General features: G+C 58.4%; 29 protein-coding genes. 11 read left to right on the top strand and 18 right to left on the bottom strand.

Annotation, left to right across the window (positions count from 1 at the left end; translation table 11 throughout):
• Positions 1-36: 36 nt before the first annotated feature.
• Together AC13DD_RS13315 and AC13DD_RS13310 are read right to left on the bottom strand one after the other, a co-directional pair.
• The gene (locus tag AC13DD_RS13315) at positions 37-1,203 is read right to left on the bottom strand and encodes an acyl-CoA dehydrogenase family protein (protein WP_008175947.1); all 1,167 of its coding nucleotides are present in this window, start codon (positions 1,201-1,203) and stop codon (positions 37-39) included.
• A 93-nt stretch (positions 1,204-1,296) separates the two neighbouring features.
• On the bottom strand, positions 1,297-2,790 hold the full coding sequence (locus AC13DD_RS13310; protein WP_008175948.1) for a CoA-acylating methylmalonate-semialdehyde dehydrogenase: 1,494 nt from the start codon (positions 2,788-2,790) through the stop codon (positions 1,297-1,299).
• Positions 2,791-2,952: 162 nt separating this feature from the next.
• On the opposite strand from AC13DD_RS13310, the gene AC13DD_RS13305 reads away from it, so the two are divergent.
• The 3 genes from AC13DD_RS13305 to AC13DD_RS13295 all read left to right on the top strand — a co-directional run bounded on the left by AC13DD_RS13305 (position 2,953) and on the right by AC13DD_RS13295 (position 5,308).
• Complete coding sequence (locus AC13DD_RS13305) at positions 2,953-3,828, top strand: AraC family transcriptional regulator (RefSeq protein WP_008175950.1); 876 nt, start codon at positions 2,953-2,955, stop codon at positions 3,826-3,828.
• 103 nt (positions 3,829-3,931) lie between these two features.
• Positions 3,932-4,360 carry an SRPBCC family protein gene (locus tag AC13DD_RS13300; protein ID WP_008175952.1) on the top strand — a complete coding sequence of 143 codons (429 nt, stop codon included), beginning with the start codon at positions 3,932-3,934 and terminating at the stop codon, positions 4,358-4,360.
• 147 nt (positions 4,361-4,507) lie between these two features.
• Entirely contained in the window at positions 4,508-5,308 is an 801-nt protein-coding gene (locus AC13DD_RS13295) for an oxygen-binding di-iron domain-containing protein (protein ID WP_008175954.1), read from the top strand.
• On the opposite strand, the gene AC13DD_RS13290 is transcribed toward AC13DD_RS13295, so the two are convergent.
• Positions 5,305-5,928 carry a tetratricopeptide repeat protein gene (locus tag AC13DD_RS13290; protein ID WP_227497869.1) on the bottom strand — a complete coding sequence of 208 codons (624 nt, stop codon included), beginning with the start codon at positions 5,926-5,928 and terminating at the stop codon, positions 5,305-5,307. The genes AC13DD_RS13295 and AC13DD_RS13290 overlap by 4 nt on opposite strands.
• Positions 5,929-6,132: 204 nt before the next feature.
• On the opposite strand from AC13DD_RS13290, the gene AC13DD_RS13285 reads away from it, so the two are divergent.
• Together AC13DD_RS13285 and AC13DD_RS13280 are read left to right on the top strand one after the other, a co-directional pair.
• A complete protein-coding gene (locus AC13DD_RS13285; protein WP_008175958.1) occupies positions 6,133-6,858 on the top strand; it encodes a YebC/PmpR family DNA-binding transcriptional regulator in 726 nt (241 codons plus the stop codon).
• A gap of 37 nt (positions 6,859-6,895) precedes the next feature.
• Entirely contained in the window at positions 6,896-7,642 is a 747-nt protein-coding gene (locus AC13DD_RS13280) for a glutamine amidotransferase (protein ID WP_008175960.1), read from the top strand.
• A 21-nt stretch (positions 7,643-7,663) separates the two neighbouring features.
• Here the strand turns inward: AC13DD_RS13280 and AC13DD_RS13275 are convergent, their stop codons facing one another.
• From AC13DD_RS13275 to AC13DD_RS13265, 3 genes are read right to left on the bottom strand one after another with little or no spacing between them, the layout of a single operon-like run.
• Complete coding sequence (locus AC13DD_RS13275; RefSeq protein ID WP_008175962.1) at positions 7,664-8,014, bottom strand: FHA domain-containing protein; 351 nt, start codon at positions 8,012-8,014, stop codon at positions 7,664-7,666.
• Between the two features lie 10 nt (positions 8,015-8,024).
• Entirely contained in the window at positions 8,025-8,780 is a 756-nt protein-coding gene (locus AC13DD_RS13270) for a protein phosphatase 2C domain-containing protein (protein WP_008175964.1), read from the bottom strand.
• Positions 8,780-10,432 carry a serine/threonine-protein kinase gene (locus tag AC13DD_RS13265; RefSeq protein ID WP_053114697.1) on the bottom strand — a complete coding sequence of 551 codons (1,653 nt, stop codon included), beginning with the start codon at positions 10,430-10,432 and terminating at the stop codon, positions 8,780-8,782. The genes AC13DD_RS13270 and AC13DD_RS13265 overlap by 1 nt, the downstream gene beginning before the upstream one ends.
• 159 nt (positions 10,433-10,591) lie before the next feature.
• Between AC13DD_RS13265 and AC13DD_RS13260 the strand changes: the two genes are divergently transcribed.
• The 4 genes from AC13DD_RS13260 to AC13DD_RS13245 all read left to right on the top strand — a co-directional run bounded on the left by AC13DD_RS13260 (position 10,592) and on the right by AC13DD_RS13245 (position 14,642).
• Positions 10,592-12,040 (top strand): phospholipase D family protein, encoded by a 1,449-nt coding sequence (locus AC13DD_RS13260; protein WP_008175968.1) that lies wholly within the window; start codon positions 10,592-10,594, stop codon positions 12,038-12,040.
• A 19-nt stretch (positions 12,041-12,059) separates the two neighbouring features.
• Positions 12,060-13,124 carry a carboxysome shell carbonic anhydrase domain-containg protein gene (locus AC13DD_RS13255; protein ID WP_053114696.1) on the top strand — a complete coding sequence of 355 codons (1,065 nt, stop codon included), beginning with the start codon at positions 12,060-12,062 and terminating at the stop codon, positions 13,122-13,124.
• Positions 13,125-13,230: 106 nt separating this feature from the next.
• On the top strand, positions 13,231-13,632 hold the full coding sequence (locus AC13DD_RS13250) for a PA2779 family protein (protein WP_041645035.1): 402 nt from the start codon (positions 13,231-13,233) through the stop codon (positions 13,630-13,632).
• A 59-nt stretch (positions 13,633-13,691) separates the two neighbouring features.
• Complete coding sequence (locus AC13DD_RS13245; RefSeq protein ID WP_219122916.1) at positions 13,692-14,642, top strand: PA2778 family cysteine peptidase; 951 nt, start codon at positions 13,692-13,694, stop codon at positions 14,640-14,642.
• Here AC13DD_RS13245 and AC13DD_RS13240 read toward each other — a convergent pair.
• The 3 genes from AC13DD_RS13240 to AC13DD_RS13230 form a co-directional block, all read right to left on the bottom strand.
• Positions 14,639-15,178: a class I SAM-dependent methyltransferase gene (locus AC13DD_RS13240; protein ID WP_241956182.1), complete on the bottom strand. Its 540-nt coding sequence runs from the start codon at positions 15,176-15,178 to the stop codon at positions 14,639-14,641. The two genes, AC13DD_RS13245 and AC13DD_RS13240, sit on opposite strands and share 4 nt — an antisense overlap.
• A 103-nt stretch (positions 15,179-15,281) precedes the next feature.
• The gene (locus tag AC13DD_RS13235; protein WP_053114694.1) at positions 15,282-16,268 is read right to left on the bottom strand and encodes a CobW family GTP-binding protein; all 987 of its coding nucleotides are present in this window, start codon (positions 16,266-16,268) and stop codon (positions 15,282-15,284) included.
• Positions 16,269-16,316: 48 nt separating this feature from the next.
• Positions 16,317-16,712, bottom strand: coding sequence for a hypothetical protein (locus tag AC13DD_RS13230; RefSeq protein ID WP_008175980.1), 396 nt, complete (start codon positions 16,710-16,712; stop codon positions 16,317-16,319).
• 134 nt (positions 16,713-16,846) lie between these two features.
• Between AC13DD_RS13230 and rluF the strand changes: the two genes are divergently transcribed.
• A complete protein-coding gene (gene rluF / locus AC13DD_RS13225) occupies positions 16,847-17,785 on the top strand; it encodes a 23S rRNA pseudouridine(2604) synthase RluF (RefSeq protein ID WP_053114693.1) in 939 nt (312 codons plus the stop codon).
• Positions 17,786-17,812: 27 nt separating this feature from the next.
• Here rluF and AC13DD_RS13220 read toward each other — a convergent pair whose 3' ends face one another.
• From AC13DD_RS13220 to AC13DD_RS13185, 8 genes are all read right to left on the bottom strand, one after another.
• Entirely contained in the window at positions 17,813-18,157 is a 345-nt protein-coding gene (locus tag AC13DD_RS13220; RefSeq protein WP_008175984.1) for a YdbL family probable chaperone protein, read from the bottom strand.
• Positions 18,158-18,186: 29 nt separating this feature from the next.
• Positions 18,187-18,369, bottom strand: a complete 183-nt coding sequence (locus tag AC13DD_RS13215) for a YnbE family lipoprotein (protein WP_014576371.1) — start codon at positions 18,367-18,369, stop codon at positions 18,187-18,189.
• A 38-nt stretch (positions 18,370-18,407) separates the two neighbouring features.
• A complete protein-coding gene (locus tag AC13DD_RS13210) occupies positions 18,408-19,928 on the bottom strand; it encodes an intermembrane phospholipid transport YdbH family protein (protein WP_241956175.1) in 1,521 nt (506 codons plus the stop codon).
• Between the two features lie 23 nt (positions 19,929-19,951).
• Positions 19,952-21,520, bottom strand: coding sequence for a bifunctional GNAT family N-acetyltransferase/carbon-nitrogen hydrolase family protein (locus AC13DD_RS13205; RefSeq protein ID WP_104270220.1), 1,569 nt, complete (start codon positions 21,518-21,520; stop codon positions 19,952-19,954).
• A gap of 72 nt (positions 21,521-21,592) precedes the next feature.
• Complete coding sequence (thpR, locus tag AC13DD_RS13200; protein WP_104270219.1) at positions 21,593-22,135, bottom strand: RNA 2',3'-cyclic phosphodiesterase; 543 nt, start codon at positions 22,133-22,135, stop codon at positions 21,593-21,595.
• Between the two features lie 4 nt (positions 22,136-22,139).
• Positions 22,140-22,898, bottom strand: a complete 759-nt coding sequence (locus tag AC13DD_RS13195; protein WP_482931260.1) for an SDR family oxidoreductase — start codon at positions 22,896-22,898, stop codon at positions 22,140-22,142.
• A gap of 30 nt (positions 22,899-22,928) precedes the next feature.
• On the bottom strand, positions 22,929-23,621 hold the full coding sequence (locus AC13DD_RS13190) for an SDR family oxidoreductase (protein ID WP_286803485.1): 693 nt from the start codon (positions 23,619-23,621) through the stop codon (positions 22,929-22,931).
• A 66-nt stretch (positions 23,622-23,687) separates the two neighbouring features.
• Entirely contained in the window at positions 23,688-24,014 is a 327-nt protein-coding gene (locus tag AC13DD_RS13185; RefSeq protein ID WP_286803487.1) for a putative signal transducing protein, read from the bottom strand.
• A gap of 106 nt (positions 24,015-24,120) precedes the next feature.
• On the opposite strand from AC13DD_RS13185, the gene AC13DD_RS13180 reads away from it, so the two are divergent.
• Positions 24,121-25,191, top strand: a complete 1,071-nt coding sequence (locus AC13DD_RS13180; RefSeq protein ID WP_104270217.1) for an alpha/beta hydrolase — start codon at positions 24,121-24,123, stop codon at positions 25,189-25,191.
• On the opposite strand, the gene arfB is transcribed toward AC13DD_RS13180, so the two are convergent.
• Positions 25,188-25,601 carry an alternative ribosome rescue aminoacyl-tRNA hydrolase ArfB gene (gene arfB, locus AC13DD_RS13175; protein ID WP_014576363.1) on the bottom strand — a complete coding sequence of 138 codons (414 nt, stop codon included), beginning with the start codon at positions 25,599-25,601 and terminating at the stop codon, positions 25,188-25,190. The genes AC13DD_RS13180 and arfB overlap by 4 nt on opposite strands.
• Positions 25,602-25,642: the final 41 nt, after the last annotated feature.

Here is a 25,642-nt window from a genome sequence, read left to right as displayed (position 1 = left end):
GTCGGATGACGATGTCATCAGACCCCATTTCTATGCTTATTGAATTGCCTCAGCCACGCCGTCATCGAGCAGGCGACGGGCAACAATCAGACGCATGATTTCGTTGGTGCCTTCCAGGATCTGGTGCACACGCAGGTCACGCAGATAGCGCTCAAGCGGGTATTCACGAATGTAGCCATAACCGCCGTGAAGCTGCAGGGCCTCATTGACCACTTCGAAACAGGCATCGGTGGCGAACCGTTTGGCCATGGCACAATGCAGTGTCGCTTCCGGATCGGCGTTATCAAGCTTGAACGCGCCCAGACGAACCATCTGCCTCGCGGCAACCAGGTTGGTGGCCATGTCAGCCAGCTTGAACTGCAGAGCCTGGAAAGCCGCCAGCGGCTTACCGAACTGTTCCCGCTCGTGCATGTAGTTACGGGCACGCAGAAGAGCCGCCTGGGCACCACCAAGGGAACAGGTGGCGATATTCAGACGCCCGCCATCGAGCCCCTTCATGGCGATGGCAAACCCGTCGCCCTCGTCACCAACTCGGTTGCTGGCCGGAATGCGGACATTCTCCAGGCTGATCATCCTGGTAGGCTGACTGTGCCAGCCCATTTTTTCTTCGTTCTTGCCGTAGGAAATGCCGTCGGCATCTGCGGGAATCACGAAGGTGGAAATGCCTTTATAGCCGGAATCCGGCGCTCCGGTTCGGGCCATCAAGACCAGAATATCGGTGGCCCCAGCGCCGGAAATGAATACTTTACTGCCGTTGATTACGTAGCTGTCGCCATCGCGCACGGCCTTGGTGCGAAGACTGGCCGCGTCTGAGCCGGCACCCGGCTCGGTCAGGCAGTAGGAGGCGAGCCATTCGCCGCTGGCGAGTTTAGGCACGATTTCCTGCTTGAGATCATCCGACGCAAAGCTGGCGACCATCCAGGTGGCCATGTTGTGGATGGTGATAAACGCGGCGGTTGAAGGGCACGCAGCAGCGAGCTCTTCCACGATGACCGAGGTGTCCAGCCGGGACAGCCCCATGCCGCCAAGCGCTTCGGGCGTGTACATACCCATGAAGCCCATTTCGCCGGCTTCCTTCATCACATCGACCGGGAAAATATGCTCGCTGTCCCACTTCGCAGCGTGGGGCGCCATGGATTTTTCCGCGAACGCTCGCGCGGCCTCGCGAAACGCCAGCTGATCTTCGGTGAGGTTAAAGTCCATCGTTACGCTCCAGATAGAAAGGGCTTGGCATTGAGCGGGGAAAACAAGGGGCCGGAAACAGGTTCCGGCCCAAATACCCCACCTTCAACGCAATTAACGCAACTGGATAGAGAAGTTGGCTTCCGAGCTGGTCGCTTCACTGGAGAACCAGCGGGAGGTAACCGTTTTGGTTTCGGTGTAGAAGCGAACCGCCTGCTTGCCGTAGGCATGCTGGTCACCGTAGAAGGAACCCTTCCAGCCGGTGAACGAGAAGAACGGCAGGGGCACAGGAATGGGGATGTTCACGCCCACCTGGCCTACGTCGATCTCATGCTGGAAGCGACGCGCGGCACCACCGGAACTGGTAAAGATGGAGACGCCGTTGCCGTACGGGCTGTTATTTACCAGCTCGATGGCATCACCGAGGGTGTCGGTTTCCATGCAGGAGAGCACGGGACCGAAGATTTCCTCGTTGTAGATATCCATCTCGGTGGTAACACCGGAGAACAGAGTCGGGCCAACCCAGTTGCCATCGGGCAGTCCGTCTACGGTGCAGCCGCGACCATCCAGCAGAAGGTTAGCGCCCTGCGCTTCACCGGTCGCGATCAGAGACTCGATACGGTCTTTCGCTTTCGCGGAGATGATCGGGCCATAGCTGGCACCGGAATCGTTCCACGCGCCTGGACGAACTTTCGCCATGGCTTCTTTCAGCTCCGGAATCCACTGCTGGGCTTCGCCCACAAAGACCGCGACCGAAATTGCCATGCAGCGCTGGCCGGCAGCACCAACCGAGGCGCCAACCAGGGCATTGATCACTTGCTGTTTGTCAGCGTCCGGCAGGATCACCATGTGGTTCTTGGCACCGGCGAAACTCTGCACACGTTTCATGTTGCGGGTGCCGGTCTCGTAGATGTAACGGCCAACAGGCACAGAACCTACGAAAGAAACGGCCTTGATAGCGGGATCAGTCAGCAGTACGTCAACCTGCTCCTTGCCACCGTGAACCACCTGCAGAACGCCCTTGGGCGCACCGGCTTCTTCAAACAGCTCGGCAAGGCGCATGGGTGTCAACGGATCCTGCTCGGAAGGCTTGAGGATAAAGGTGTTACCGCAGGCAATCGCCATTGGGAACATCCACAGCGGGATCATGGCCGGGAAGTTGAACGGCGTAATACCGGCGCACACACCCAGCGGCTGGATCCAGGAGTGGGTATCCACTTCACGGGCAACGTTCTCAACCGTCTCGCCCATCATCAGAGAAGCGACGTTTCCAGCGTGCTCAACTACTTCAATACCGCGCCAGACATCCCCTTTGGCGTCTTCGAACGTTTTGCCGGTTTCCTGCGAAAGGATTTCAGCAATCTCGTCATGATGTTTTTTCAGAAGTGCCTGATAGCGGAGCATAACCCGGGCGCGCTCGGAAACCGGCACTTCCTTCCAGGTCTTGAATACTTCACCGGCATACTTGATGGCCTGCTCCATTTCCGCATGAGTCGTGTTCGGAGCCTTGGCGATCACTTCGTTGGTGGCGGGGTTGGTAACTTCAATCCAGTCCTTGGTCTGGCTCTGGATGAATTCACCTGCAATATACAGCGGTACATTTTTCATGTTGATGTCCCTGTTTGTTGTTGTGCGGGAAGCCGGCCGGAACCTGATGGTTCCTTGCCACGTTTACCCAAAGGCTAGCACGGGATTGACCAATGGGTGATTGACTAAATTTCGCCCGTAATGGACTATCTTTCGATAAAGCTCAAACAAACAAGACCAGAAATGACCCAAACCTCACAGTGGCCGGTGCCCAAAGACAGCATTCGCTACGTGGTGCCTGAGCCGATCATTCGACTACTCGCGAGCCATCCACTTACCCGGGATCTCTATCCGCTGGCGTTCGGCCACTACCGGCGCGCCGTCGGCCATCACATGCATCGGGAACACCATCACGACAATCTTTTGATCTACTGCACGGAAGGCCGTGCGTTCCTGAACGTAGGCGGAGAGCCGTACACGGTGGAGGCTGGCGATCTGCTGCTTTTGCCGGCCGGTGCCAACCATCGGTATACCGCCGATCCGGACAATCCCTGGACCATTCACTGGGTGCACTACACCGGACCACTGGCAGCGGATTTTCAACACTACATGGGGTTCGACGGCCCGACCCGGATTCGTCATTTGGGCCGGCAACCCCGGCTTCTGGTTGACTTCAATGGCCTGCTATCGGTGCGACAGACCGGTTTCCGGGCCCGCGGCCTGATCCACGCTGCCAACCGGCTTCGGCAACTGTTGGCTGCGGTTCCGATCAACGCCGACGAAACCGGGCACGAGCGGCAGGCCGAACTGGAAACCATTCACAACTATATGCGGGAGCATCTGGATGAGCGTATCAGCCTGGAGCAACTGGCCGATCTTGCCGGCCTCTCACCGGCTCATTTTGCCACCCGCTATCGGGAACAGACCGGCACCTCCCCGATCCAGCACTTCCTGCACCTGAAGGTGGAACGCGCCTGCCAGATGCTGGATACCAGCAGCCTGAGCTTCGCAGACATAAGCCGACGCCTGGGCTATGACGATGCTTACTATTTTTCGCGGCTTTTCAAAAAGGTAATGGGTCAGTCACCCCGGGACTACCGGCATACCGCACGACACTGAACGGTCAACCCGGGCCAGATTGAAACCTGCCGCCTTCTACGACTTTTGTTGTAGGAGCCAAGGGGTTAGGCTGGGGGCATCGAATGACAAAAAGAGTGAGCCCATGGCCATGTACACCATTGAAATTGACGAAACCTTTGACGTACCCCGACGACGGGTTTTCGCCCTGTTCGCCGACCACTACCGTTTCGGAAAACTGCTGGGAGCACCGGTCAAACGAATCAAGGACAGCGATCAGGCTGATCCCAACGGCATCGGCTCCGTTCGCAAGATTGGCATCGGGCCGGTCGGCCTGGAAGAAACGGTGACCAGCTTCGAGCCGGATTCATTGATCGAATACACCATCACCAGCATGAGCCCGATCCGCAACCATCTGGGAAGAATCCGTTTTGAGGACACACCGGAAGGCCACACCCGGGTGAACTACACCATCACCTTCGAAGACATCGTACCGTTCACCGGGAAGGTCGTCAGCAGCGCTCTTGAACAGGGCATTCGCCGCGGGATCAAACGGGTACCACAGCTGGCCTGAGAGCCGGCAACAACAAATCGTTACTTGAGGAATATCAGAGAATTGACCTGAGGCAAGAGTTGGCTTTTGTCAATTTTGTAATCTCCGCGCAGCTTGCAATATCCGGCCATTCCGGCCGGATCAAACTGTATTTTGCGGGAGACCGAAATGGCAGCCGAACCCATTGTCCTGTTCGATAACGGACACCACAAATGCCTGATGTTCGATTCCCTGGTAACCGGAGAGGGCGTCCAGTCCAACCAGTTCCTGATTGTCGACGGTAAACATGAAGCACTGATCGACCCGGGTGGTGACCTCACCTACACCCCGCTGTCGGTGGCGGCATCACGCTACATGAACATCCGCGACATGGATTACGTGTTCGCCTCTCACCAGGACCCGGACATCATCGGTGCCATCGACCGCTGGATCGTTCATACCCGCGCGAAGATCGTAACTTCGAAACTCTGGGCCCGGTTCCTTCCGCACCTGGTTTCCAGCTACGTGACCAACCAGCTCAGCGGCAGCGTGTACGACCGCATCGTTAGCGTTCCGGATGCCGGCGCCAATGTGAAATTCGGGGAATCCTATCTGCAATGTCTGCCAGCCCACTTCATGCATTCGGTCGGCAACCTGCAGTTCTATGACCCGGTCTCGAAGATTCTGTTCTCGGGCGACCTGGGCGCCTCCATGGGGGGCGAAGACGATCACCTGCCTGTGAAGGACTTCGACAAGCACATACCGAGCATGATCGGCTTCCATCGGCGCTACATTGCCTCCCGGAAGGTTTGCCAACTCTGGGCGAATATGGTCCGCGACATGGATGTTTCGATGATTGTGCCCCAGCACGGCAAACGCTTCGAAGGACCGGTGATGGTCGATCGCTTTCTGAACTGGGTCAGCGATATGGAGTGCGGCATCGACCTGATGACCCAGGAAAACTACCGGCGCCCGGTCGATTACGTTTAACTGCCGGAAGGCGAGCACCGAGACCGGGGCAATTTATTCTCCGGTCCGGCACTCGGCCCCAGCGCTGACAGGAACTGCTGTGCTGAGGGCTGGCCGCCGTCAACTGCCGCCAGCCGGATCAGACACAAGCCTTCAGCCATGCGGCCTTCGTCAAAAAGGCTTTTGCCCAGCCGCCAGCGGGCATCACTGTTTCCCGCTTCCGCAGCTCGGCGATACCAACTGAGTGCTTCGTCTTTATCCAGGACCGTTCCCCTGCCCTCTTCATAGGCCATGGCCACTTCGACCATACTGATGGAATCACCACTGTCGGCTGCCCGCAGGTACCACTGGAAGGCTTTCTCCTGGTTTTGTTCAACGCCCTGCCCCTGGGCATACATGTTGGCCACATTCAGCATGCCCTGGCGGCTGCCCTCCTCTGCCAGCTCCAGATACTGCTCGAAGGCCGATTCATATTGCCCCATCTTGTAGACGACATAAGCGTTGAGAACCCGGATCATGTCCCGTGCCACCTGGTCCTGATCGCCGTTCTCGTTACCCCCGGCACTCGCCAACGAGCATGAAAAGACCAGGCACAGAAACAGCATCCGAACCATTGTCTGCGTTGCGCTTTGTCTTTGCATTCTGTTCCCCGACGCCTGCCAGTTGTCCTCTCACGCTAGCAGTGGCTTGCCTATAGGTCTGTGCATCAAAAGTGCTGTCCTGCTGGCACCTTGGTATTGGCGGATCGTGAAAACCATCCCGGAACAGGGGCCAAATAAGCCTGTCCCAAACCGGCAATGTTGAGTAAAATCCGGCCTTTTCCAGAGAACCAAGAGGCAGCGCAGATGGGCAGAGCCTACCAGAACCGCAAAGAATCCATGGCCAAGACGGCTGCGGCAAAAACCAAGGTCTACAGCAAGTACGGCCGCGAGATTTACATGAGCGCCAAGTCCGGAGGCCCCGATCCCCAGGCCAACCTGTCCCTGCGCGGACTGATCGAGCGGGCCAAGAAAGACCAGGTGCCTTCGCACGTCATTGAAAAGGCCATCGACAAGGCCAAGGGTGGCGCCGGCGAAGACTATGCTGCAGCTCGCTACGAAGGCTACGGACCGGGCAACTGCATGGTGATCGTGGACTGCCTGACCGATAACCCGAACCGCACCTTTGGCGACGTGCGCCTGGCCTTCACCAAGACCAAGTGCAAGATCGGCACGCCCGGAGCCGTGTCTCACATGTTCGACCACAGCGCTATTTTTGCGTTCAAGGGCGAGGATGAAGAAGCCGTACTCGAGGCGCTGATGGAAGCGGATGTCGATGTAACCGACATCGAGAACGAAGATGGCCTGATTACCGTGTTCACACCGAACACCGAATACGCCAAGGCTCGCCAGGCACTCGTGGACGCAATCGAAGACATCGATTTTGAAGTGGATGAAATCCAGTTCCTGCCCAAAACCACCACAATGGTGGAAGGCGACGACATCCCCATGTTCGAGAAATTCCTCGACATGCTGAACGAACTGGACGACGTGCAGAACGTGTTCCACAACGCCGAACTGCCAGAGCAGTAAACAACCCGGCCCGCTGGCCTCGCAGGAAGATAGCACCATGCAACAGAACGCTCCCACAAACCGCAAGGCGCGCGTGGTGGTCCTTAAAACAGGCACCACCTACCCGGACATTCGGGCAAGGTTTGGCGATTTTGACGAGTGGTTCCTGCGCGGGTTGTCAGACGAGCTGGATATCACCGTTGCCAATGCCGAGGCCGGTGAACTGCCGGGGAATCCTGAAGACTGGGACGGCATCGTGGTGACGGGCTCCCCTGCCATGGTGAGCGACCGGGCCGAGTGGAGCGAGAACGCGGGGCGTTGGCTGGTAAAAGCCGTCAGAAGCGAAGTGCCGGTGCTTGGTGTCTGCTATGGCCACCAGTTACTGGCCCACGCGCTGGGCGGGGAAGCTGGTTACCATCCGAATGGCCGGGAAACCGGCACCCACGAGGTTGAACTCCTTCCCGAGGCAGCTTCCGATGTCCTGTTCCGGGAGCTACCGGAAAAATTTCCGGCCCAGCTGACACACCGGCAGTCCGTGCTGCGCCTGCCTGAAGGCGCGGTGTTGCTGGGACGCAACCAGTTCGAGCCTCATCAGGCTTTCAGAATTGGTCCCTGCGCCTGGGGCGTGCAGTTCCATCCAGAGTTCACGGACGCCATTATGAGCGCCTACCTGAAGGTCCAGGCGCCCGACCTGACACGGGAGGGGCTTGATGCGGAGGCCCTGATCGCCGGCGTAAAGCCAGCGCCGGATGCGTCCTCGCTGCTTTCCCGTTTCAGCAGATTTGTTCAGGATCGGATCCGGTAATTCGCGGGCCAACCGTTAGGGTCAGTCGAGGATATAGGCGGTTTTTTCCATTGCCTGCTCTTCTTCATCGATGAAACGGAACTCATTCCAGCCAATGCGCACCATGTCGTTGCTGTTGAGACGCTGGCGGTCAGCAACCCGCAATTCGTTCACAAAAGTGCCATTGGTGCTGTTGCTGTCGGTAATGTAGTAATCCACCGTACCTTCCAGATAGGCATTGGGCACCGCTTCTATCAGGGCGTGCTGGCCGCTCACAGAAATTTCATCAATCTGGATATCGTTGTCCGGGCGCCGACCGATGCGCGTTTCCGGTTGACCGAGTTCAAAGGTGTTAACAACAACGTTATCCACCAGTTGCGAAAGCGAAGCCATGTCAGTTTCCTCAATACTCCAACGTCAGTAATACCACAGACACATTGTCACCCGCCTCGTTTGCCAGGCCGGCATCAATCATTGCCTGAACCGTGCGCTCCATGCCGTCACTTTCCTTATGGATTTCAAGCCACCGGTATTCCGGAACCGAATCAGTTAACCCATCGGAACACAGCAGCAGCACATCTCCTTCATCAAGCGTTTCACGCCGATAACTGGGGGCCGCCTGCTCCACCGTTCCCACGGCCCTGGTCAGGACATTCCGGAACGGCACATTGGGCACGTCGGCCCTGGTAATGCTGCCGTCTTCCAGCATGTTCTGGACCACGGTATCGTCCCGCGTGAGACACAGCGCCTGGCTGCCACGCAGGCTGTAGCAACGGGAATCGCCAATGTGAGCAATATGCGCCTGATTGCCACTCAACCAGGCCACCACCAGTGTCGTGCCCATTTTTTCAAGTCTTGGATCCCCGGAACGGCGGCTCACTATGCGCTCATTGGCCAACCTGAAGGCCCGATCCAGTTTTCCCCGGATATCCGCATCCGTGGTGCCGCTCGAGGCACCGGCGATTTCAGGCTCAAGGGATTCGATGATGGCATCAACCGCAAGGCGACTGGCAACCTCGCCTCCCTGGTGACCGCCCATACCGTCAGCAACCACCAACAACGCCTGGTCACCCGCATCATTGATCCGCCAGTCCACCACATCCTGGTTTGATTCCCGGACGGCCCCGCGATGACTCTGGCCGGCAACGTGATATCGCATCAGGACGACACCTCCTGGCCAGCCTCACGAACGGCCAGACGACGCACGGCCTCGGCCATGGTGGCGGCACTGGCAAAGCGCTTGTCCGGCTCGCGCTGGATAGCCTTGTTGATCAGACGGACCACCCCGTTTGGCAGATCCGCGTTGAACTCGCGGACGCTGCGTGGGCGCTTGTTAAGAATCTGGTAGGTCAGGTTGGCCAGGGTATCGCCCTGATAGGGCGTTTCGCCGCTCACCAGCTTATAAAGCGTTACGCCCAGGCTGTAGATATCGGAGGCACCGGTTACCTTCTGACCCTTCAACTGCTCCGGCGACATATACAATGGGCTGCCCATTACCGCGCCGGTGCGGGTTCGCGAGTCATCGGAGATCTTGGCAATGCCGAAATCGGTGATCTTTATATCGCCATTGTCGGGATTGAAGATGATATTCCCGGGCTTGATGTCGCGGTGGACGATTTTCTGGCTGTGAGCGTAGGCCAGAGCGTCCGCCACGCGGGCAACGATATCCAGAACCCTGGGCAGGGGCAGTAACCGTCCGGTTCTGCCGAATTCACTGAGCGGACGTCCTTTCGCATAGTCCATGGCGATATAGGCGAGGTCTGCCTCCTCGCCAACGTCATACACGGTGACGATAGCCGGGTGGCTCAGGCGGCCAGCGGCTTCTGCCTCCCGGAAGAATCGCTCCTTGAGATCCTGAAGCTGTCCATCATCAAACGCCTGGTAGCTGAGAGTCTTGATGGCAACGGTACGGGCAATCTTCGGATCCTTGCCCAGATAAACCACACCCATGGCCCCTCGGCCAATCTCCCGCTCGATTTCGTACCTTCCGAGGGTCGGGCGACTAACGGCGGGCTCGGGCATCAACAGGGTGCGGGTATTGTCGAAACTCCCTCCCTGCATCAACGAGTTATCCGGCGCGAGCTTTTCCAATGCCGACAGCCTCGCGGCGGTATCCCGAAAACCTTTCTTTCGCTCCTGAATACTGCGGTAGGTGCTGACCGCCTTGTCGTACTGGCGCTTGCGCTCCTGCTGGATGGCGGCGTCGTAGCGCAGCTCGATCTCGCTTTCACAGTCGGGGCAGCGATCCAGCGCTTCGAGGGCCTCGTCTGTATGACCTTGTTGCAGAAATACCTTGGCCAGCTTCAGCCGCGCATCCCGCACATTATCTGTCAGTGCACGGATGTGTTTGCGGGGCTGCAGCCAGAACAGCATCACCACGTAACCGACCACCAGCAACGTGAGCACCACGCCAAACGGCACCCAGGCATTGCGGTAGAACATCAAAGCCGCCTGGATCACCACGAGCGAGCCACCAAGCAAAAGAGTGACCGGCAGGGAAACGGCCGCGCCCATCGCCGGAATTGCAAGCACCAGATACAGTGCCGCAATTGCCAGCCCGGCGGTCACCGCCATGTCGGACCAGAGTGGTTCCGAAAGCCCCCGATCAGCCATAGCCGGCCCGAATGCCTCCTGCGGGAGAATCGTGGCCGGGGTCGCGCCCTCTGGCACGCCGAGAATGCTGAATAGCGCACGGTCAGCCCAGCCAACGAGGGCAAGCTGGTCCCCCATGAGGGCAAACACAACAGCCAGAACGAGAATAACGGCCCGCAGACTGAACAGGCGCGGTATGAAAGAGAGTATGGCGTTCACAGGCAACTTTGTTATAAATGGTTGATCTGACTAGTTTAGAAAGCGTGGCGGAACTTCGATACAACGACCGGGGTGTTTTTTGTAAGTGTTTGTTTACCTGAGAGAGAGGTCACGTATAGTTATGCCGTCGTTTACCTCAGGGATGATGGAAATACACACATGACACTGAAGTTACTGATTCTCCTGCTGTTGCTCACCCTGGCCGGCATCGGCCTTTACCACACCCAAAAGCCACTGCCGCCAGGCATCAGCTATCGTGGAACCGCGGTGCCATTGGAGGAACCCGTCCTGCTGACAGACGTCACCCGTCACTATCAGAACGGCCGTGAGGAGCGAGACCATGAAATCTTCGACGAGGTGTTCCGGCTTGTGGGACAAGCCAACGAGTTCATTCTCATCGACATGTTTCTGTTCAACAGCACCAAGCCGGAGGATGTAGCCCACCGGCCTCTGGCTCAACAGCTCACAGAGGCCCTGCTGGCGAGAAAAGCGGAAAAACCGGAGCTATCCATTACGGTTATCTCCGACCCCCTGAACACCATGTATGGCGGCACGACCTCACCCTGGTTTCAAGCCCTGCGCGATGGTGGCATTCCGGTTGTGGAGACGGCACTCCGGCCGCTACGGGACAGTAATCCCACCTGGTCTTCAATCTGGCGGCTGTGTTGTCAGTGGTTCGGCAACAACCCCGATGGAGGCTGGCTGGACAACGCCCTGGGCACCAGGCCTGTTACCCTTCGAAGCTATCTCGCCCTACTGAACTTCAAGGCCAACCATCGCAAGCTTATGGTCGCGGATGAGGCGGGCTCCCTGAGGGCCATCGTTACCTCGGCCAACCCCCACGACGGCAGCAGCCGGCATAGCAACCTGGGGCTTAGCTTCACGGGGCCGGCGGTCTTTGATCTGCTGAAAAGCGAGCGGGCGGTTCTCGCCATGTCGGGAGCGGACACCACGCCCATTGATGAGCGAATCAGCATGGCTCCCGAAGTCACTGGAGAACCGCAGAAATCCGAAATCCCCCTGGTGGCAGTGCTGACCGAATCGGAAATCCGGGATCAGGCTCTGTCCATGATTCAAGAGGCCTCGGCCGGTGATCAGCTGGACATGGCCATGTTTTACCTCTCACATCGCGATATTGTCACAGCCCTGGTCGACGCCGCCAGACGGGGCGTTGCACTGCGAGTTCTGCTTGATGCCAACAACGAGGCCTTCGGCCACCAGAAGAGTGGCATTCCCAACAGGCAGGTCGCCATGGAACTGGTTCGCGCGGGCGTTCCGGTACGTTGGTGTAATACCCTGGGTGAGCAATGCCACACTAAACTGTTGATGTTGGCCAGAGAAAACGGCGCAACAGAACTGCTCCTGGGTTCGGCCAATTTTACCCGGCGCAATCTCGACGATCTGAATCTCGAGACCGATGTCTGGGTATCGGTGGTGGAGCAGTCACAGGTTGCGAGCGGAGCCCGGCGATTCTTTGACGAGCAATGGCAAAAAGGCCCTGGCGACGATCCGGTGATGAGCCTGCCCTACGAGCGTTGGGCCGACGAATCCAGACTTCGCTATTGGCGCTACCGGATTATGGAGGCGACCGGCCTGTCGACCTTCTGAACAGAACAGGACAAAAGCCATGACAACACCCGTGCATGCGCGCCCTATCGCAGAGCGTATCGACTGGCTGATGGAGCTCAGCCGGGCCCATTCGGCCAGCTTCTGTAGCCCGGAAAACCATCTGGCCAGGCAGCGCTACCTGGCAGAGCACAATACCCAGATCATTGCGATGAAGTGCATGGATGGCCGCATCCACCTGCCCTACGTGACCCAGACGCCTCTTGGTGTCATTCACCCGTTCCGGAACCTTGGCGGGATCTTTGAGCTGGGCTGGCCCTACCTTGGCGACATGCTGGCGGACACGGTCCAGCAAGCCGTAACCCAGGGACGACGGGTGCTGATCATCATTACCTACCACTATTCAAAAGGTTCACGGGAACGGGGCTGCGCCGGCTTTGACTGCGATCGTGAGGCCGCCATGCGCCATGCGTTCCAGATCCGAAGCCAGGTCGAAAAGCTGTTCGGAAACGGCCACCGAACGGTCTATCCCCTGGTATGTGGTTTCGAGAGCGACGAGGATGCACTGGTTCTGCACGGTAGCCAGGAGCGAACGCTGGATCTGTCTACCATTCCTGTAACGCGACTTGCCGATATGGCCTCCGAAATCGCCTCCCTTTGTCCGGATATGCCGGAACCGGTTCAGCGTGATCTGCTGCCCCTGGTTGAGGGCAATATCCGGCACGTGAACGAGATTCGGCGTTTTGACCGGGAACTGAACATAGAGCACCGGGAGTGGGTCATCTGCCTTGGCAGGGGGTTCGATTTCCTGCACGCACCCAACGTAGCCCTGATCATCGGCCCTTACAGCCCGGATCTGTCCCATCCCATCCGCCAGGCCGCCGGGATCATAAAGAGCAACATGGATAATGGACGTGTTCCGGATGATGGTTTCCTGCTGCTCTGCTCCGCGCCCTACCAGGAACCGGGCACCCAGAAGGCCCGGGCAGAACTGAAATCGGCGTTCCTGGCAGAGTTCGGTGCCAACGTTATCCGCCAGGCGTACCCAGACCTCGCCAGCCGAATGGTCGCACGCTCGGCTATACTCCATTGGCCGGAACGAAAGCTGCAGGTTTGTGAATCCTGAACGATTCGTATGTTGAGGGAACGCAACCGACTGTTTTATCGTCCGGTTAGTGCAAGATGACTAACAAACCGCTACACCGGAAGTAGCCAACGAGCAGGAGTGACCCATGTCAGGCATTCGCAAGCACTTGAGGTACGTTTCCTTTTTTATGGCCATGATGATGGCTCTTGGTTCCGTCTGGTCGGCCACCGCTACCGCCGGCATGGTTGGAACCGGCGAAATGATCGGGCAACAACAGGTTCAGCTGGACCGGCAGGAGCTGATCAGCATGCTCGACAGACAGGATGTGCAGGCCAAGTTGGCAGACCTTGGGGTCAGCCAGGACCAGGTCAAGGAACGCATCCAGAACCTCACGCCCGCGGAACTGGCGGATTTTGAACGTCAGCTCGCCGAGGCCCCTGCAGGGCAGGATGTGGTCGGCATCATTGTGTTGTTCCTGCTGGTATTCATTATCACCGATATGCTCTGTGCTACGAATGTCTTCCCGTTCGTGAACTGCATTCGATAGCGGGATCAGTGGCTGTCATTTTTCCCTCTCTAGAAGCGACATCCAGCAGGCTGATCCTGATGTTACTGGTCAGCCTGCTGGCCGGTTGCGCCAGTGCTCCCAAATGGCCAGCGCCCGAAACTCACCAGGCCATGCTGCCCGACAGGGTTGTGCTGGACGACGTACCTTTCTACCCCCAGGAAAGGTATCAGTGCGGGCCTGCGTCGCTGGCAATGATGCTGAACAGCCAGGGCCTTTCATCCAATCCCGATATTCTCAAGGAGCTGGTTTATATTCCGGGCCGGGAAGGCTCCCTTCAGGTCGAAATGATCGCCGGCGCACGCGCCCATGGCATGTTGGTTTACCCGCTGGACGGTAGATTAGAAAGTGTCCTGACCGAGATCGCAGCAGGCAATCCAGTCCTGGTGATGCAAAATCTGAGGTTTGGCTGGTGGCCCCAATGGCACTTTGCGGTTGTGATCGGCTATGACGCCGGTGAGCGCGACCTGATACTCCACACCGATACCCGCAAGCATGAAGCGATCGATCTGGAAGTTTTCGCCAATACCTGGGGGCGGGCCGATAACTGGGCAGTAACCATCCTTCCGCCCGACCGGGTGCCTGCCACGGCAAAACCACTCCGCTTTCTCCAATCGGCCCACGACCTCGAGACAACCGGCCGAACCACAGCCGCTGGCATGGCCTATAAGACAGCCGAGACGACCTGGCCGGACCAACCGACGGCCACTATGGCCAGAGGCAACCTTGCCTGGCAGTTGGGCCACCGAGGCGAAGCACAGGAGCATTTCTTGCGCGCGGTGAAACGTTTTCCGAAATTCGCCGAAGGCTGGAACAACCTCGCTTTCGCGCTGCAGGCGAGCGGCTGCACAAACGTTGCGACCCAGGCGGCGAGATGCGCCGCCGCACTGACACCGGACCGCTTCGGTGAATCAGAATTGCTCAAACAAGAAGGCACCACATCCGCGGAACAGTGTCCTGCACTTCCCGAGTGCCCAAGGGAAGCCCCCTAGGCTGGCTTCCGGAACAGAGCCACATCCTTTCTCGGTATTTCCAGGCGCCAGCCAAACCGGTTGGCGAGCAGCTTGAAGGTGAATTCCCGGTAGAAGACCACATGGGTCGGGTCACGGCGATAATGCCAGTTGTCGAACCGGTCATCGTCGGTCTGGAAGCAGGTCATCACACCCAGCCAACCACCGGGCTTCAGCATCCGGTCGAGTTCCCTGAAAACGCCAGCGGGGGCGTAAAGATGCTCTACCACTTCGGTACAGGTTATGAAATCGTAGGTCTGATCGAGAGCCACTGCTGAGGGATAAAAATAGGGATCGTAGAGACTGACTGCCATGCCTTCCGCCTCAAGCATCTGCGCCAGTGCAGGGCCGGGGCCGCAGCCGAAATCCAGGCCGCTGGCGCCCGATGGCAGGCGCTCAAGCAGAGGTTCTGTCAGTTTCGAGAGAAATGTCCGGTACCCCGGATGAGACGGGTCATTATCATGCAGTTGGTAAATTTCCCGCTCCTGCTCAGGCGATAACCGGCAGGACGCATCCATCACCGTCGCCTCGCAGACATCACATCGAAGGTAACGCTGGGCCTTCACTGAACGGAAATCCGAGAGACTGCCCTGCTCGCACACCGGACAATGACTCACGCCCTCACCTCGGATCAAGTCCCGCGGCCGCCCTCATGCGGGCATCGAGTTCCCGGGCGTCAATCTGATCGGACGCTATGATCTCTGCCCGGCTGTAGGCTTGCGGTTCACCCTGAATAACGGTCAGGGCTCCATCAACCACATTGATCGCCCGCCAGCCGTCCACGGTCTGAACGACAGCCTTGAAGCGCACAAAGGCCGAGTCCATGGCCATCACCAGCAATGCGTTCTCATCGAGTATCAGTTCCGGATGTATGCGCCAGCCAACACTGAAATGCCCCTGTCCCTGATTGGTAATCTGTTGCCAGGGCTCGTCATCAATAGTGGGGGCCGGCGATGCAGTCTTATGATGGTGGTGATGGTGAGCTTCCGGATCGGTCACCGGCAGGGCATCCGATTGGCCGTCCAGCCAGCCCGGTGCCAGATGCCCGAACCGCGTGTGGTGAATCGCCCGCTTGGCGGGTTCCAGTTGTGCGGCCCACTCATCAAAATGAGTCAGTTGCTCCGGGGTGCAAAGATCAGTCTTGTTGGCAACGAGAATATCCGCCGCAGCCACCTGATCCCGGAACTGCACATTGCCGAGCACCTTCGGTTCTTCGAGCCTTCGGGGGTCCACCAGGCAGATTACAGGGCCCATGGCGAGTACATCCTGGTAGTGCTCGCTGGTCAGGGTGTCCAGAATCTGAGAGGGGTGACCGAGCCCGGTCGGCTCAATCAACAGACGATCGGGCTTTGCCTTGTGAATCAGCTGGTTGAGCCCTATCTGCATCGGCAGGCCGGCAACACAGCACATGCATCCGCCGGGTATTTCCTTGATGAAGGCGCCTTCGGTCTTCAGCATGGCGCCATCGATGCCCACCTCGCCGAACTCGTTGACCAGAACCGCCCAGACCTCGTTTTCCGGTTTGCTTTTCAGAAGATCCAGAATGGCGGTGGTTTTACCGACACCCAGAAAACCAAGTATCAGGCTGGTAGGAATAGGTTGAGCCATGGCGCCGGAGGCACTCCTCTAAGAATCAAAATGTTATATTATAACAATTTATCCGCCAGGACGATCCTCTTTCAGGAACAGTCCGACGGCCTTGTCTGATAGCAGGGCATGAGCAAGTGCCGGATAGGGCAGATAGTGAACAAACAGCGTGGCGAGGGTGACTGCATCCATGCCGGCATCCAGGAACATCCAGGCCCCGAAGGCGACGAACAGGGCGCCCAGAAAACCGCCATAGATCCACAGCGCCCGTGAGCGCTCCTCAGGCATCGGCAAACGCTCAAGGGTCCGTGCGATTGAGAAGCTCATGTAGACGGCAATCAGGGCCGCAATGACCAATGAGGCCAGCAACCCGGTAAATCCGATCAGATACCGGAACAGGTAGTTGGTCAGGAAAAACAGGGCAATGCAGGTAACGGCAACAATGGTGATGCGTGTCTTTTCCATGGCGGCTCAGGGTTTGTTGGTTTTAAGGATAGGCGCAAAGAATGGCAGAGACGCCGGGAAAGAACCACCCCTGCTGCGACCGGGGTTCCAGACTGATATGATGCCCGTCATTCTCACTGGCAACCGGACACCCGATGACCACTGGCAATTCCACCCGGCTCAACAAATACATCAGCGAAAGCGGCATGTGCTCCCGCCGGGAGGCCGATCGCTATATCGAGCAAGGCAACGTCTACATCAACGGCAAACGAGCAACCGTGGGCGACCAGGTGCTTCCGGGTGACACGGTCAAGGTGAACGGCCAGGTGATCGAGCCACGGGCTGAAGAAGATCTCGTGTTCATTGCACTGAACAAGCCGGTAGGGATTGTCAGCACCACGGACAGCGCGGAGAAACACAATATCCAGCGCTTTGTGGGTCACAGCGAACGCATCTTCCCGATCGGACGTCTGGACAAGGACTCCCAGGGCCTCATCTTTATGACCAGCAACGGCGACCTGGTCAACAAGATACTGCGGGCGGGCAACAACCACGAAAAGGAATACCTGGTTACCGTCGACAAGCCGGTCACCCGGGAATTCGTGGAGGGTATGGCCAATGGTGTGCCGATCCTCGGAACCATGACGAAAAAGTGCAAGGTGTCGCGGGAGTCACGATTTGTCTTCCGGATCACCCTGGTTCAGGGCCTCAATCGCCAGATCCGTCGCATGTGCGAGTATTTTGGCTACGAGGTTACCAAACTGGAACGGATCCGGATCATGAACGTGAGCCTGAAAGGGCTTGCGGTGGGCCAGTGGCGGGACCTGAGCGAGAAAGAGCTGGCCGGGCTGTTCGATGCCATCCGGGATTCGTCTTCCGAAGCCCCGCCCGGCGCTGGCAAGCCAGCAAAAAAGAAGTCCGGAACGAAGGCCAAACCAAAGCCTGATCGCAAGCCTGGCTCTGCATCCGCACCAGGTAAGCCCGGTGGCGCCAGGCGCCCCGGCCCGAAAGGCAAGCCCGCACCTGGCAAAAAGCCGGCATCGGGCAAACGGCCAAAAGGCGGCAAGCCAAGGCAAAAGAGCGTTAAACGGTAAGCGAGGCTCGCACCTGGCCGCGCCGGGCTACTTTTTCACCCACTTACCGCCCATTTGCACATACTGGCCGGACGGAGTCTTCTCAATCGCCTTCTTGCCTGCAACCGTCTCCACCTGGGTTACCGGAATGTTGTGTTTTTCGGCAATGCGCTTGTACTCATCCCGACGGGCGCTGTTAATGGCTTCCACCACTTCCTTCGCCTGCCCTTCGGCGCGCACCACTTCCAGATAACCCGTCGGTGTTTCTCCAACCAGCCCCTGCTGCTTGACCGAGTCCAGTTTCTGTTTGGCTTCATCCAGCCCCATGGCAAGCACGGAGGCGCTGATACCGAACGCCAGAACCAGCGCAAACATCTGTATCAATCGTTTCATCTTCAACCCCTCAAACTTTCCGGACACAGTCAGAACAAGCCCTGTTCGCTGAACAGATCATCCACTTCCTTATCCACTTTCACGTAGATTTCGTGCTGGATTTTCACGTTCAGGTTGACCGTAATCGGCTCCTTTGGCGCCGCCATCTGCACTGTCGGCGTGCAGGCAGCCATCGCCAGAGGAAGCATCAGTATCATCAGTGTTCTTGCCATGGGCGACCTTTCAGGCCACCAGGGCCGCACGGGTTTTATCATGGTGCTTTCTCCTCACCGGATTCCTGCAGCAATTTCCGGACGCGCCTGGTAACAGCTTCATTGACCCTGCCACTCAACTGCAGACTGGTGAGCAGCGCGGGAATGTCTTCCTCAAGATTGACATTGAGTACCACCGGCTGCCCACCCCTCAGGTCCGGATTCTTACCTTCGAGGCGAAGGCCAAGGCTCAACTTACCCTGTTCATCGTAGTCTATCGTGCTGTTGAGGACTGAATAGTGAAAGTTTTGCAACGCCTGGACCACGATGTCCATGGCCTGGTTGCCACCGAGCATCGCCTGGAGCTTGTCCGCCGGCAACTGCAAACGGCCGCCAGGATCTATTGCGGAAATACTGCCTGCACTCACCTGCACCCCGTCGCCACTGATGCCCAGAGGAACTCGCCCTCGAAGCAACCCGCTTCCAGACAGTCCTTCGGCTGGATACACGGCCATCAGACGGCTGAGGGAGACGTCCTCAACCTCCACAGGGATGCGACCAGACCCACCGCCTAAATCGTACCTGGCAGGAGGCACTCTCAGGGTACCTTCGAGGAACCGGGCCCTGGCCTGCTGAACCTCCAGAGTGCCGGCCAGCAGTTCCGTGACCGGCGCGCTGTAATTCCCTGAAAAAAGAACCGAGGTGACGGGAATGCCGGCATTGATCTCGCCAACGGTCATGTCCCTGAAACGGGTCGTAATCCGGGAATTTTCCAGCGATCCCCGCACCTGGCCGGTGAGCCCTGATACCGCGGTCCGGTTAAATACCCCGCCAACATCCTGCAGTTCAACGCTGCCACTGGCTGCAAGTTCACCACCCTGGCCGGTCGAAACCTCCATCGACAACCGGGCATTGCCAGAATCCACTGTCAGCAGATCCGGCCATCCGACCAGGGTTTCTGCCAGGGCCTGAACGCCCTGTTTACCGTCGATAACAGAGTCGATGGCGACGGATACGCCGCCTTCGGGATTGAGCTGGATATCGAGATCAGCCGTAAAGCCGGACTCGGAAGCCAAGGTGCCCTGCACCCTGAGATCTGCCAGGCGGCCCTTTGCCCTTCCCTGAAAGTTCCACGTTTGCGGCAGTAATTGCGGATGTTCGACGCGCGCGGCATCGACCCTGATGTCGCCATCAATGGAAATGCGCTGCGCCCAGGGGCCATTTGCGCCATAGTCCAGGGTTACCGTTGTATTGCTGAGATCCGTGCGCAGGTTGTTGAGCGTCAGCGGCTGGTCTGCACCGACAAACGTGAGATGTTTGGTCAGAACAAGAGACGAAGGAGCAAAATCGATGGTTGCGACATCACCGTTGGCGGTCACAGAAGGCCGGACATCTGCACGGCTGCCTGTTACTTCCCATCCGCCGGACCGTATATCCGGCAATGCCATACCCACCGAGCTCTGTTCAATGGCAAAGGACCAGCCTGCAACCGCCAGGGGCCAGGCCACCAGAGCCATACCACCGGCCCAAAGAAGCCCGCGGCCGATGCGTTCAGGCTTTACAGACCCTCTACTGGGCAAAACGACGCTCCTGTCGGCTCGGTTTACTCACCACGCCAGGTCACGCTGTAAAGATCGTGCCGGCGGTCCTGAAGGTTTTTAACGGTACCACTGTTGCGGGCAGTGATCAGTACTTCCGGGCGCAGATCCGCAAAGGCAACCGTCTCCACGTTGGGCTCGGTGTCAGCGGCGATGCCATCCCGGGCGAAGGGAAAGTCGCAGGGCGTCAGGATGCAGCTCTGGCCATACTGGATTTCCATGTTCGGTACGTTCGGCAGGTTTCCGACGTTGCCGGACATCACCACGTAGACCTGATTCTCCACAGCTCTGGCCTGGCAACAATAGCGAACCCGCAGGTAGCTCTGCCGCTCATCGGTACAGAAAGGCACAAAGATGATATGCACGCCCTGGTCCACCAGGTGGCGGGTCAATTCCGGGAACTCCGCGTCGTAGCAGATCAGCACACCGATGGTGCCGCAGTCCGTCTCGATGGCGCTGACCCGGTTGCCGCCCTGAACGTTCCACCAGAACGCCTCGTTCGGCGTCGGATGAATCTTGGGCTGGCTGAACACCTGACCATCCCTGAGAAACACGTACGCCATGTTCCGGATGGTGCCGTCTTCCTCACGGACTGGCGTTGAGCCGGCGACAACATTGATGTTGTGGCGCAGAGCCAGATCCCGCATCAGTTCACGATAACGCTCTGCGTAATGGGTGACTGCGGCAAAGGTCTCGGCGGGGCTGCCCTTGCGGGCTTCGATGGAAAGCAGCTGCAGGGTGAACAGCTCGGGGAACACCACAAAGTCGCCCTTGTAGGTGGAAACAACATCGACAAAATAGCGGACAATCTCGCTGAATTCGTCGAACGATCCGACCGGGCGTTGCTGGTACTGAACCGTGCCTATGCGCACGGTATCGCGCATGCGTTGACCGTAGCGCTTCCGACGGCCGTTGTTCTCCGACTGGGGTACTTTCGGGTTACGCCAGACCAGATGAATACCATAGCCCATGGAATCGTGGTCGGCATCGAGATAATGCGGAATAATTCCGTGCACTTCGAAGCCCTGATGAAGCTGGAAGGAGAGCACCGGATCCTTCTGTTCCTTGCTTCGAATGGCCTCCACATATTCCTCGACGCTCGTGAACTTCTTCAGCCGCTGGCGCAGGCTCGGCAAACGGCCGGCAAACACCACTCCCTGCAGGTTCAGGGCCTGGCATAACTGCTTGCGCTCGTTGTAGAGCCGCTCCCCAATGCGGTAACCCCGGCATTCCGGATCAACACAGACTTCCATCCCGTACAACCAGTCCCCCTCCGGGTCATGCCGCGAGGCATAACCGTTACCGGTGATGGAGATCCAGTCGTGGGCAGCGAGTGCGATCTCTTCCGCGATCCGGAACGTGGCGCAGTAGCCGACCACGGTGTCTCCGAGCATGGCAACAAACTGGCCGTCGGGAAAGGTATTGATCTGCCCGGTCAACGGCCCCTTGGTATAGCCGTACATGCCCGTGCCTTCATAAACCCGGCGACTGAGCTGGATGATGCCTGGGATATCTGCAAGCGTGGCATTGCGGACGTACAGACGCTGATCAGGATCGGAAAACGGGGGGCACATAGACACCTCAGGAAAGGCGTTGATTTCCCCTCATCTTTGGTGGGACGACAGGGATTCGTCAAGACAAATCGGCTATCCGGCGTTGCGCAGGGAGAAGCGATCGACCACTGAATACACGGAACCGGCCGGGCCAGGTTTGCTTTCAAAAAGCACAAATTCAGTCACCTGGAACTGGCCGAATCCATGGTCACCATATTCAACCAACAACGGTTCAACAGAACCCGGATGGCGTTTGAAACGGGCCAGCGTAATGTGCGGGCGAAATACCCGACGTTCAGCCACAAAGCCCAGATTCTCCAGTCGCCGCCCGAGAGTCTGGTGCAGCGCAGCCACCGGTGCCGCCGGCTGAACACCGGCCCATAGATTCTTCGGACTTTCGGGCTGGCCGAAACAACCAACGCCGGCAACCTCAAGCGGGAAGGATTCCGAATCTATCTCACGGGCTGAAATGGCTACGGCTTCGAGACCTTCCGCGCTCACCTTCCCCAGAAACAGGAGGGTGATGTGCAATTGCTCAGCACTCTGCCATCTGGCGCCTGTCACCGGTGATCTGACCTTCAACAACCGGGCCTTGATTTCAGCCGGAAGCTCCAGCCCGAAAAAAAGCCGTGGCAACGCCCTATTCCTCGTAGATCATCTTGCGCACCATGCCGCCATCGGCCACAAAATTCTGGCCAGTGATAAACGAGGCCTCCGGCGAAATGAGGTAGGCCACCAAGGAGGCAATATCCCCAGGTTGCCCTACCCTGCCCGCCGGGTGCTGCAGGTGGTCGTTTTCGGAAAGCGGTTCAACCGGCTCTGCGCCGCCCTGCCAGGCCCGGGTATCGATCCAGCCGGGACTGATGCAGTTAACGCGGACATAGGGCCCCAGGCTCACAGCAAGGGCATGAGTGAGTGCCACAATGCCACCCTTGGTAGCGGCGTATGCCTCGGTGTCCGGCTCGGACTGAAGCGCCCTTGTGGAGGCCATGTTAACGATAGCGCCTTTCGTTTTTCGAAGGTGCGGCACCGCATGCTTGGTGACCAGGAACGGCCCGGTCAGGTTCACGTCCAGGCGGCGCTGCCACTGATCCAGGCTCAGCTCCTCAATCGGCCCCGTCTCGGGGTTGGCGATTCCGGCATTATTGATAACGGCGTCCAGACGGCCGCCCCAGCGAAGGGCTTCGGCAACGATGCGCTCCACATCGGTTTCCGAAGCCACATCGCCGGGCAGAAAGTGCAGTTCATGATCTGCACCGGCGGCCAACCGCTCACCGACGGCACTGTCGGTGTCACAGAACGCCACCTTCCAGCCAGCAGCGGCCAGGTGAAGCACAATGCCCCGGCCAATGCCTTTAGCGCCGCCGGTTACCAATGCGACGCGATCGGTTTGACTCAAAACAACCTCCGTTACGACCGCCCCTACCGGTTACTCAACCTTGGGAGTGGGCCGGACAAGAATTTCATTTACATCGACATGTGCCGGCTGAGCCACGGCATACATGACCGCATTGGCAATGTCCTCCGGCTTCAATGCATGGCCAGGACGTTCATCAAAGAAGGGCGTGTCCACCATGCCCGGTTCGATCAGGGTAACGCGGATACCAGAGCCTCGAAGCTCCTCACGAACACCATAGCCAATGGCGGTTACCGCCCACTTGGTCGCACTGTACATGGAACCGGGAATGGTGGCACGGCCTGCCGCAGAGCCGGTTAACAGCAAGTGGCCCTTGCTCTCTTTGAGCGCCGGCATGCAATGCTGGAGGGTCAGGCCCACACCGTAGATATTGGTGAGGATCATATCCTTCCAGACGTCCGGGTCAGCACCGCTGAATCCACCCGGCTCACCACCGCGGCCGGCGTTGGCAAACACCGCATCAATGCGGCCAAAGGTTTTCAGGGCCTGGTCGACCATGTTTTTCTGGTCATCACCGCTCTGGACGTCGCACTGGACCGTCAACACCTTTTCCTCGCCACCCAGCTCCTGCTGCAGGCCTTTGAGTTTGTCTTCAGAGCGCGCGGCCAGAACCAGCCGATAGCCCTGTTTCGCGGCCGCTCGCGCTGTTTCCGCGCCGATGCCTGACGACGCGCCGGTAATCAGCATTACAGGTTGATCTGTCATAAGCTTTTTCTCCTGTTGCTTGGGAAGTGTGGGTAGGGCTACGCCCGGTGACCCCAGACCGATCAGTCAGTAGATCTGCAGCAGGATGAGAGCGACGATGGCCAGGGCCAACAGAAACCAGCGGGCGTAGTGGTCGGGGCGGTCCTCTTGATCGCTGGCAGCCCGGCTGGGACTGCTGCCTGACGTCTGCTCATACTCGGACACCAGTTGCCGCGCCCGGTAGAGATCCTCATCATCGACATGCACGTTGCTGAAGCCCGCGGCACCAATATCACCCATGGCACCCTGAAGGTAATGGCCTCCGACATGGGCCTCAATACCGTTGGCTTCCAACAGACCAGCCACAATGTGGGCTTCGGTTATGTCTCTGGCCCGATAGGCTATTTGCAACACGCGACTCCTTCTGTGACCGTTCCGGGCAGAACCGGGACAAATCTGCGAGTATCATTTGAAGGATAGTTCGACCTGCCCGGTGGGGCCAATAACATACGGATCGACCATGCTCTGGATTATTCTCGCCATCATCGTGTTCATCGTTGCCGCAACCCTGCTTCTGTTCCGGCTTGAGGATCTGTCTCATCTGGACCGGGATGATTACCCGATCAAAGACGCAACACCCAGCGAAGCCAACCGGGAGGTGCTGGGACGCATCCGCGAGCTTGGGCAATCTTCAAAAGGCCTGCGCGGCAAGGCGCGGCTGATGGCGCTCCGAAAACACATGGACGGGCTGAGTGAAGGCATTGAACTAGCCTCGGAGCTGCGCCATTGCGAGTCACCCCGTGGCGAATGGGTTCTCGCCCCGGGATGTGATACCCGCCGCCGCATCCTGTACATTCATGGTGGCGCCTGGGCCGCTGGCAGCCCCAGAAGCCATCGGGCCATTACCGACCGTTTATCGCAGATAACCAGAGCCGCAGTGTTCGCACTGGACTACCGTTTAATGCCGGAGAACCGGTTTATGGACGGTGTAAGGGATTGCCGCGAAGCCTATACATGGCTCCTGAAACACGGCCCTGATGGCGCCGAACCGGCTGATTTCATGGTGGTCGCCGGGGATTCTGCCGGCGGTAGCCATACTCTCGGGCTGATTGCGTGGATTCGTGACAATGGCCTGCGCCAGGCGGATGCCGCCATCGCGTTCTCACCATCCACCGATCTGACCCTGACCGCGCCGAGCAACCGCAACAACATCGGTACCGATCCACTGCTCGGGCCTGTGTTTGGTGGCCTGTCGAAAATCCCACTGCCGGTTATCTGGTGGGCCACACTGGCGGCATTCCGGGTCTCCCCAACCAGCCCTGTCGCCTCACCATTACGCGGGAATCTGAAGGACCTGCCCCCAACGCTCATACAGGCCAGCGACACCGAGATGCTGCTGGACAACGCCCGGCGTTACGCCGCGCGGGCAGAAGCGGCAGGTTCTCCGGTTACCCTTCATACCTGGCCGGGAATGGTGCACGTATGGCAGATCTTTGTGCCCTTACTCCCGGAAGCGGAGGAGGCCTTCGATGACATCAGGGCTTTCCTAGAGCAGCTGGAGTCCCGGGGTAGCGAACAGGCTTCGGCCTAAACCTGGACCTTGCCCCGCAGGGCCTTGGTTTTACCTTTTTTGGTCTTCTTGTCCACACGCTTGCGCTGTGAGGACCGGGTCGGTTTGGTGGGACGTCGGGCCTTGCGGGGTTTGACGGCCTCCTGGATCAGCTCTTTCAGCCGCTCCAGCGCATCCTCCTTGTTTAACTCCAGGGTTCGGAAAGATTGCGCCTTGATGATCAGCACACCCTCTTTACTGATTCGCTGATCATTGAGCGACATCAGTCGCTCCTTGTAGAACGGTGGCAGAGAGGAGTTGGGAATATCGAAGCGCAGGTGCACCGCGGAGGCGACTTTATTCACGTTCTGGCCGCCGGCACCCTGGGCCCGGATCTGGGTGATTTCGATTTCCCAGTCAGCAAGTTCAACAGCGTTGGATAGTTTCAGCATCTGCTAAGGTTAACAGAATCCAGAACCGTGGGCTTTCAGCA

Source organism: Marinobacter sp. L-13, assembly GCF_056857715.1.
The sequence above is the reverse complement of the archived record's forward strand: the minus strand, read 5'-3'. Positions and strand labels throughout refer to the sequence as shown.

Excerpts from the sequence above, each read along its gene's own strand:
- AC13DD_RS13245 (WP_219122916.1), top strand. The coding sequence starts at position 13,692 with ATGTTACTGGTCAGCCTGCTGGCCGGTTGCGCCAGTGCTCCCAAATGG.
- AC13DD_RS13250 (WP_041645035.1), top strand. The coding sequence starts at position 13,231 with ATGTCAGGCATTCGCAAGCACTTGAGGTACGTTTCCTTTTTTATGGCC.
- AC13DD_RS13260 (WP_008175968.1), top strand. The coding sequence starts at position 10,592 with ATGACACTGAAGTTACTGATTCTCCTGCTGTTGCTCACCCTGGCCGGC.
- AC13DD_RS13300 (WP_008175952.1), top strand. The coding sequence starts at position 3,932 with ATGGCCATGTACACCATTGAAATTGACGAAACCTTTGACGTACCCCGA.
- AC13DD_RS13295 (WP_008175954.1), top strand. The coding sequence starts at position 4,508 with ATGGCAGCCGAACCCATTGTCCTGTTCGATAACGGACACCACAAATGC.
- AC13DD_RS13305 (WP_008175950.1), top strand. The coding sequence starts at position 2,953 with ATGACCCAAACCTCACAGTGGCCGGTGCCCAAAGACAGCATTCGCTAC.
- AC13DD_RS13315 (WP_008175947.1), bottom strand. The coding sequence starts at position 1,203 with ATGGACTTTAACCTCACCGAAGATCAGCTGGCGTTTCGCGAGGCCGCG.
- AC13DD_RS13310 (WP_008175948.1), bottom strand. The coding sequence starts at position 2,790 with ATGAAAAATGTACCGCTGTATATTGCAGGTGAATTCATCCAGAGCCAG.
- AC13DD_RS13235 (WP_053114694.1), bottom strand. The coding sequence starts at position 16,268 with ATGGCTCAACCTATTCCTACCAGCCTGATACTTGGTTTTCTGGGTGTC.
- arfB (WP_014576363.1), bottom strand. The coding sequence starts at position 25,601 with ATGCTGAAACTATCCAACGCTGTTGAACTTGCTGACTGGGAAATCGAA.
- AC13DD_RS13205 (WP_104270220.1), bottom strand. The coding sequence starts at position 21,520 with ATGTGCCCCCCGTTTTCCGATCCTGATCAGCGTCTGTACGTCCGCAAT.
- AC13DD_RS13285 (WP_008175958.1), top strand. The coding sequence starts at position 6,133 with ATGGGCAGAGCCTACCAGAACCGCAAAGAATCCATGGCCAAGACGGCT.
- AC13DD_RS13215 (WP_014576371.1), bottom strand. The coding sequence starts at position 18,369 with ATGGCAAGAACACTGATGATACTGATGCTTCCTCTGGCGATGGCTGCC.
- AC13DD_RS13270 (WP_008175964.1), bottom strand. The coding sequence starts at position 8,780 with ATGCGATATCACGTTGCCGGCCAGAGTCATCGCGGGGCCGTCCGGGAA.
- AC13DD_RS13275 (WP_008175962.1), bottom strand. The coding sequence starts at position 8,014 with ATGGCTTCGCTTTCGCAACTGGTGGATAACGTTGTTGTTAACACCTTT.
- AC13DD_RS13290 (WP_227497869.1), bottom strand. The coding sequence starts at position 5,928 with ATGCAAAGACAAAGCGCAACGCAGACAATGGTTCGGATGCTGTTTCTG.
- AC13DD_RS13230 (WP_008175980.1), bottom strand. The coding sequence starts at position 16,712 with ATGGAAAAGACACGCATCACCATTGTTGCCGTTACCTGCATTGCCCTG.
- AC13DD_RS13190 (WP_286803485.1), bottom strand. The coding sequence starts at position 23,621 with ATGACAGATCAACCTGTAATGCTGATTACCGGCGCGTCGTCAGGCATC.
- AC13DD_RS13280 (WP_008175960.1), top strand. The coding sequence starts at position 6,896 with ATGCAACAGAACGCTCCCACAAACCGCAAGGCGCGCGTGGTGGTCCTT.
- AC13DD_RS13180 (WP_104270217.1), top strand. The coding sequence starts at position 24,121 with ATGCTCTGGATTATTCTCGCCATCATCGTGTTCATCGTTGCCGCAACC.
- AC13DD_RS13240 (WP_241956182.1), bottom strand. The coding sequence starts at position 15,178 with ATGGATGCGTCCTGCCGGTTATCGCCTGAGCAGGAGCGGGAAATTTAC.
- AC13DD_RS13220 (WP_008175984.1), bottom strand. The coding sequence starts at position 18,157 with ATGAAACGATTGATACAGATGTTTGCGCTGGTTCTGGCGTTCGGTATC.
- rluF (WP_053114693.1), top strand. The coding sequence starts at position 16,847 with ATGACCACTGGCAATTCCACCCGGCTCAACAAATACATCAGCGAAAGC.
- AC13DD_RS13255 (WP_053114696.1), top strand. The coding sequence starts at position 12,060 with ATGACAACACCCGTGCATGCGCGCCCTATCGCAGAGCGTATCGACTGG.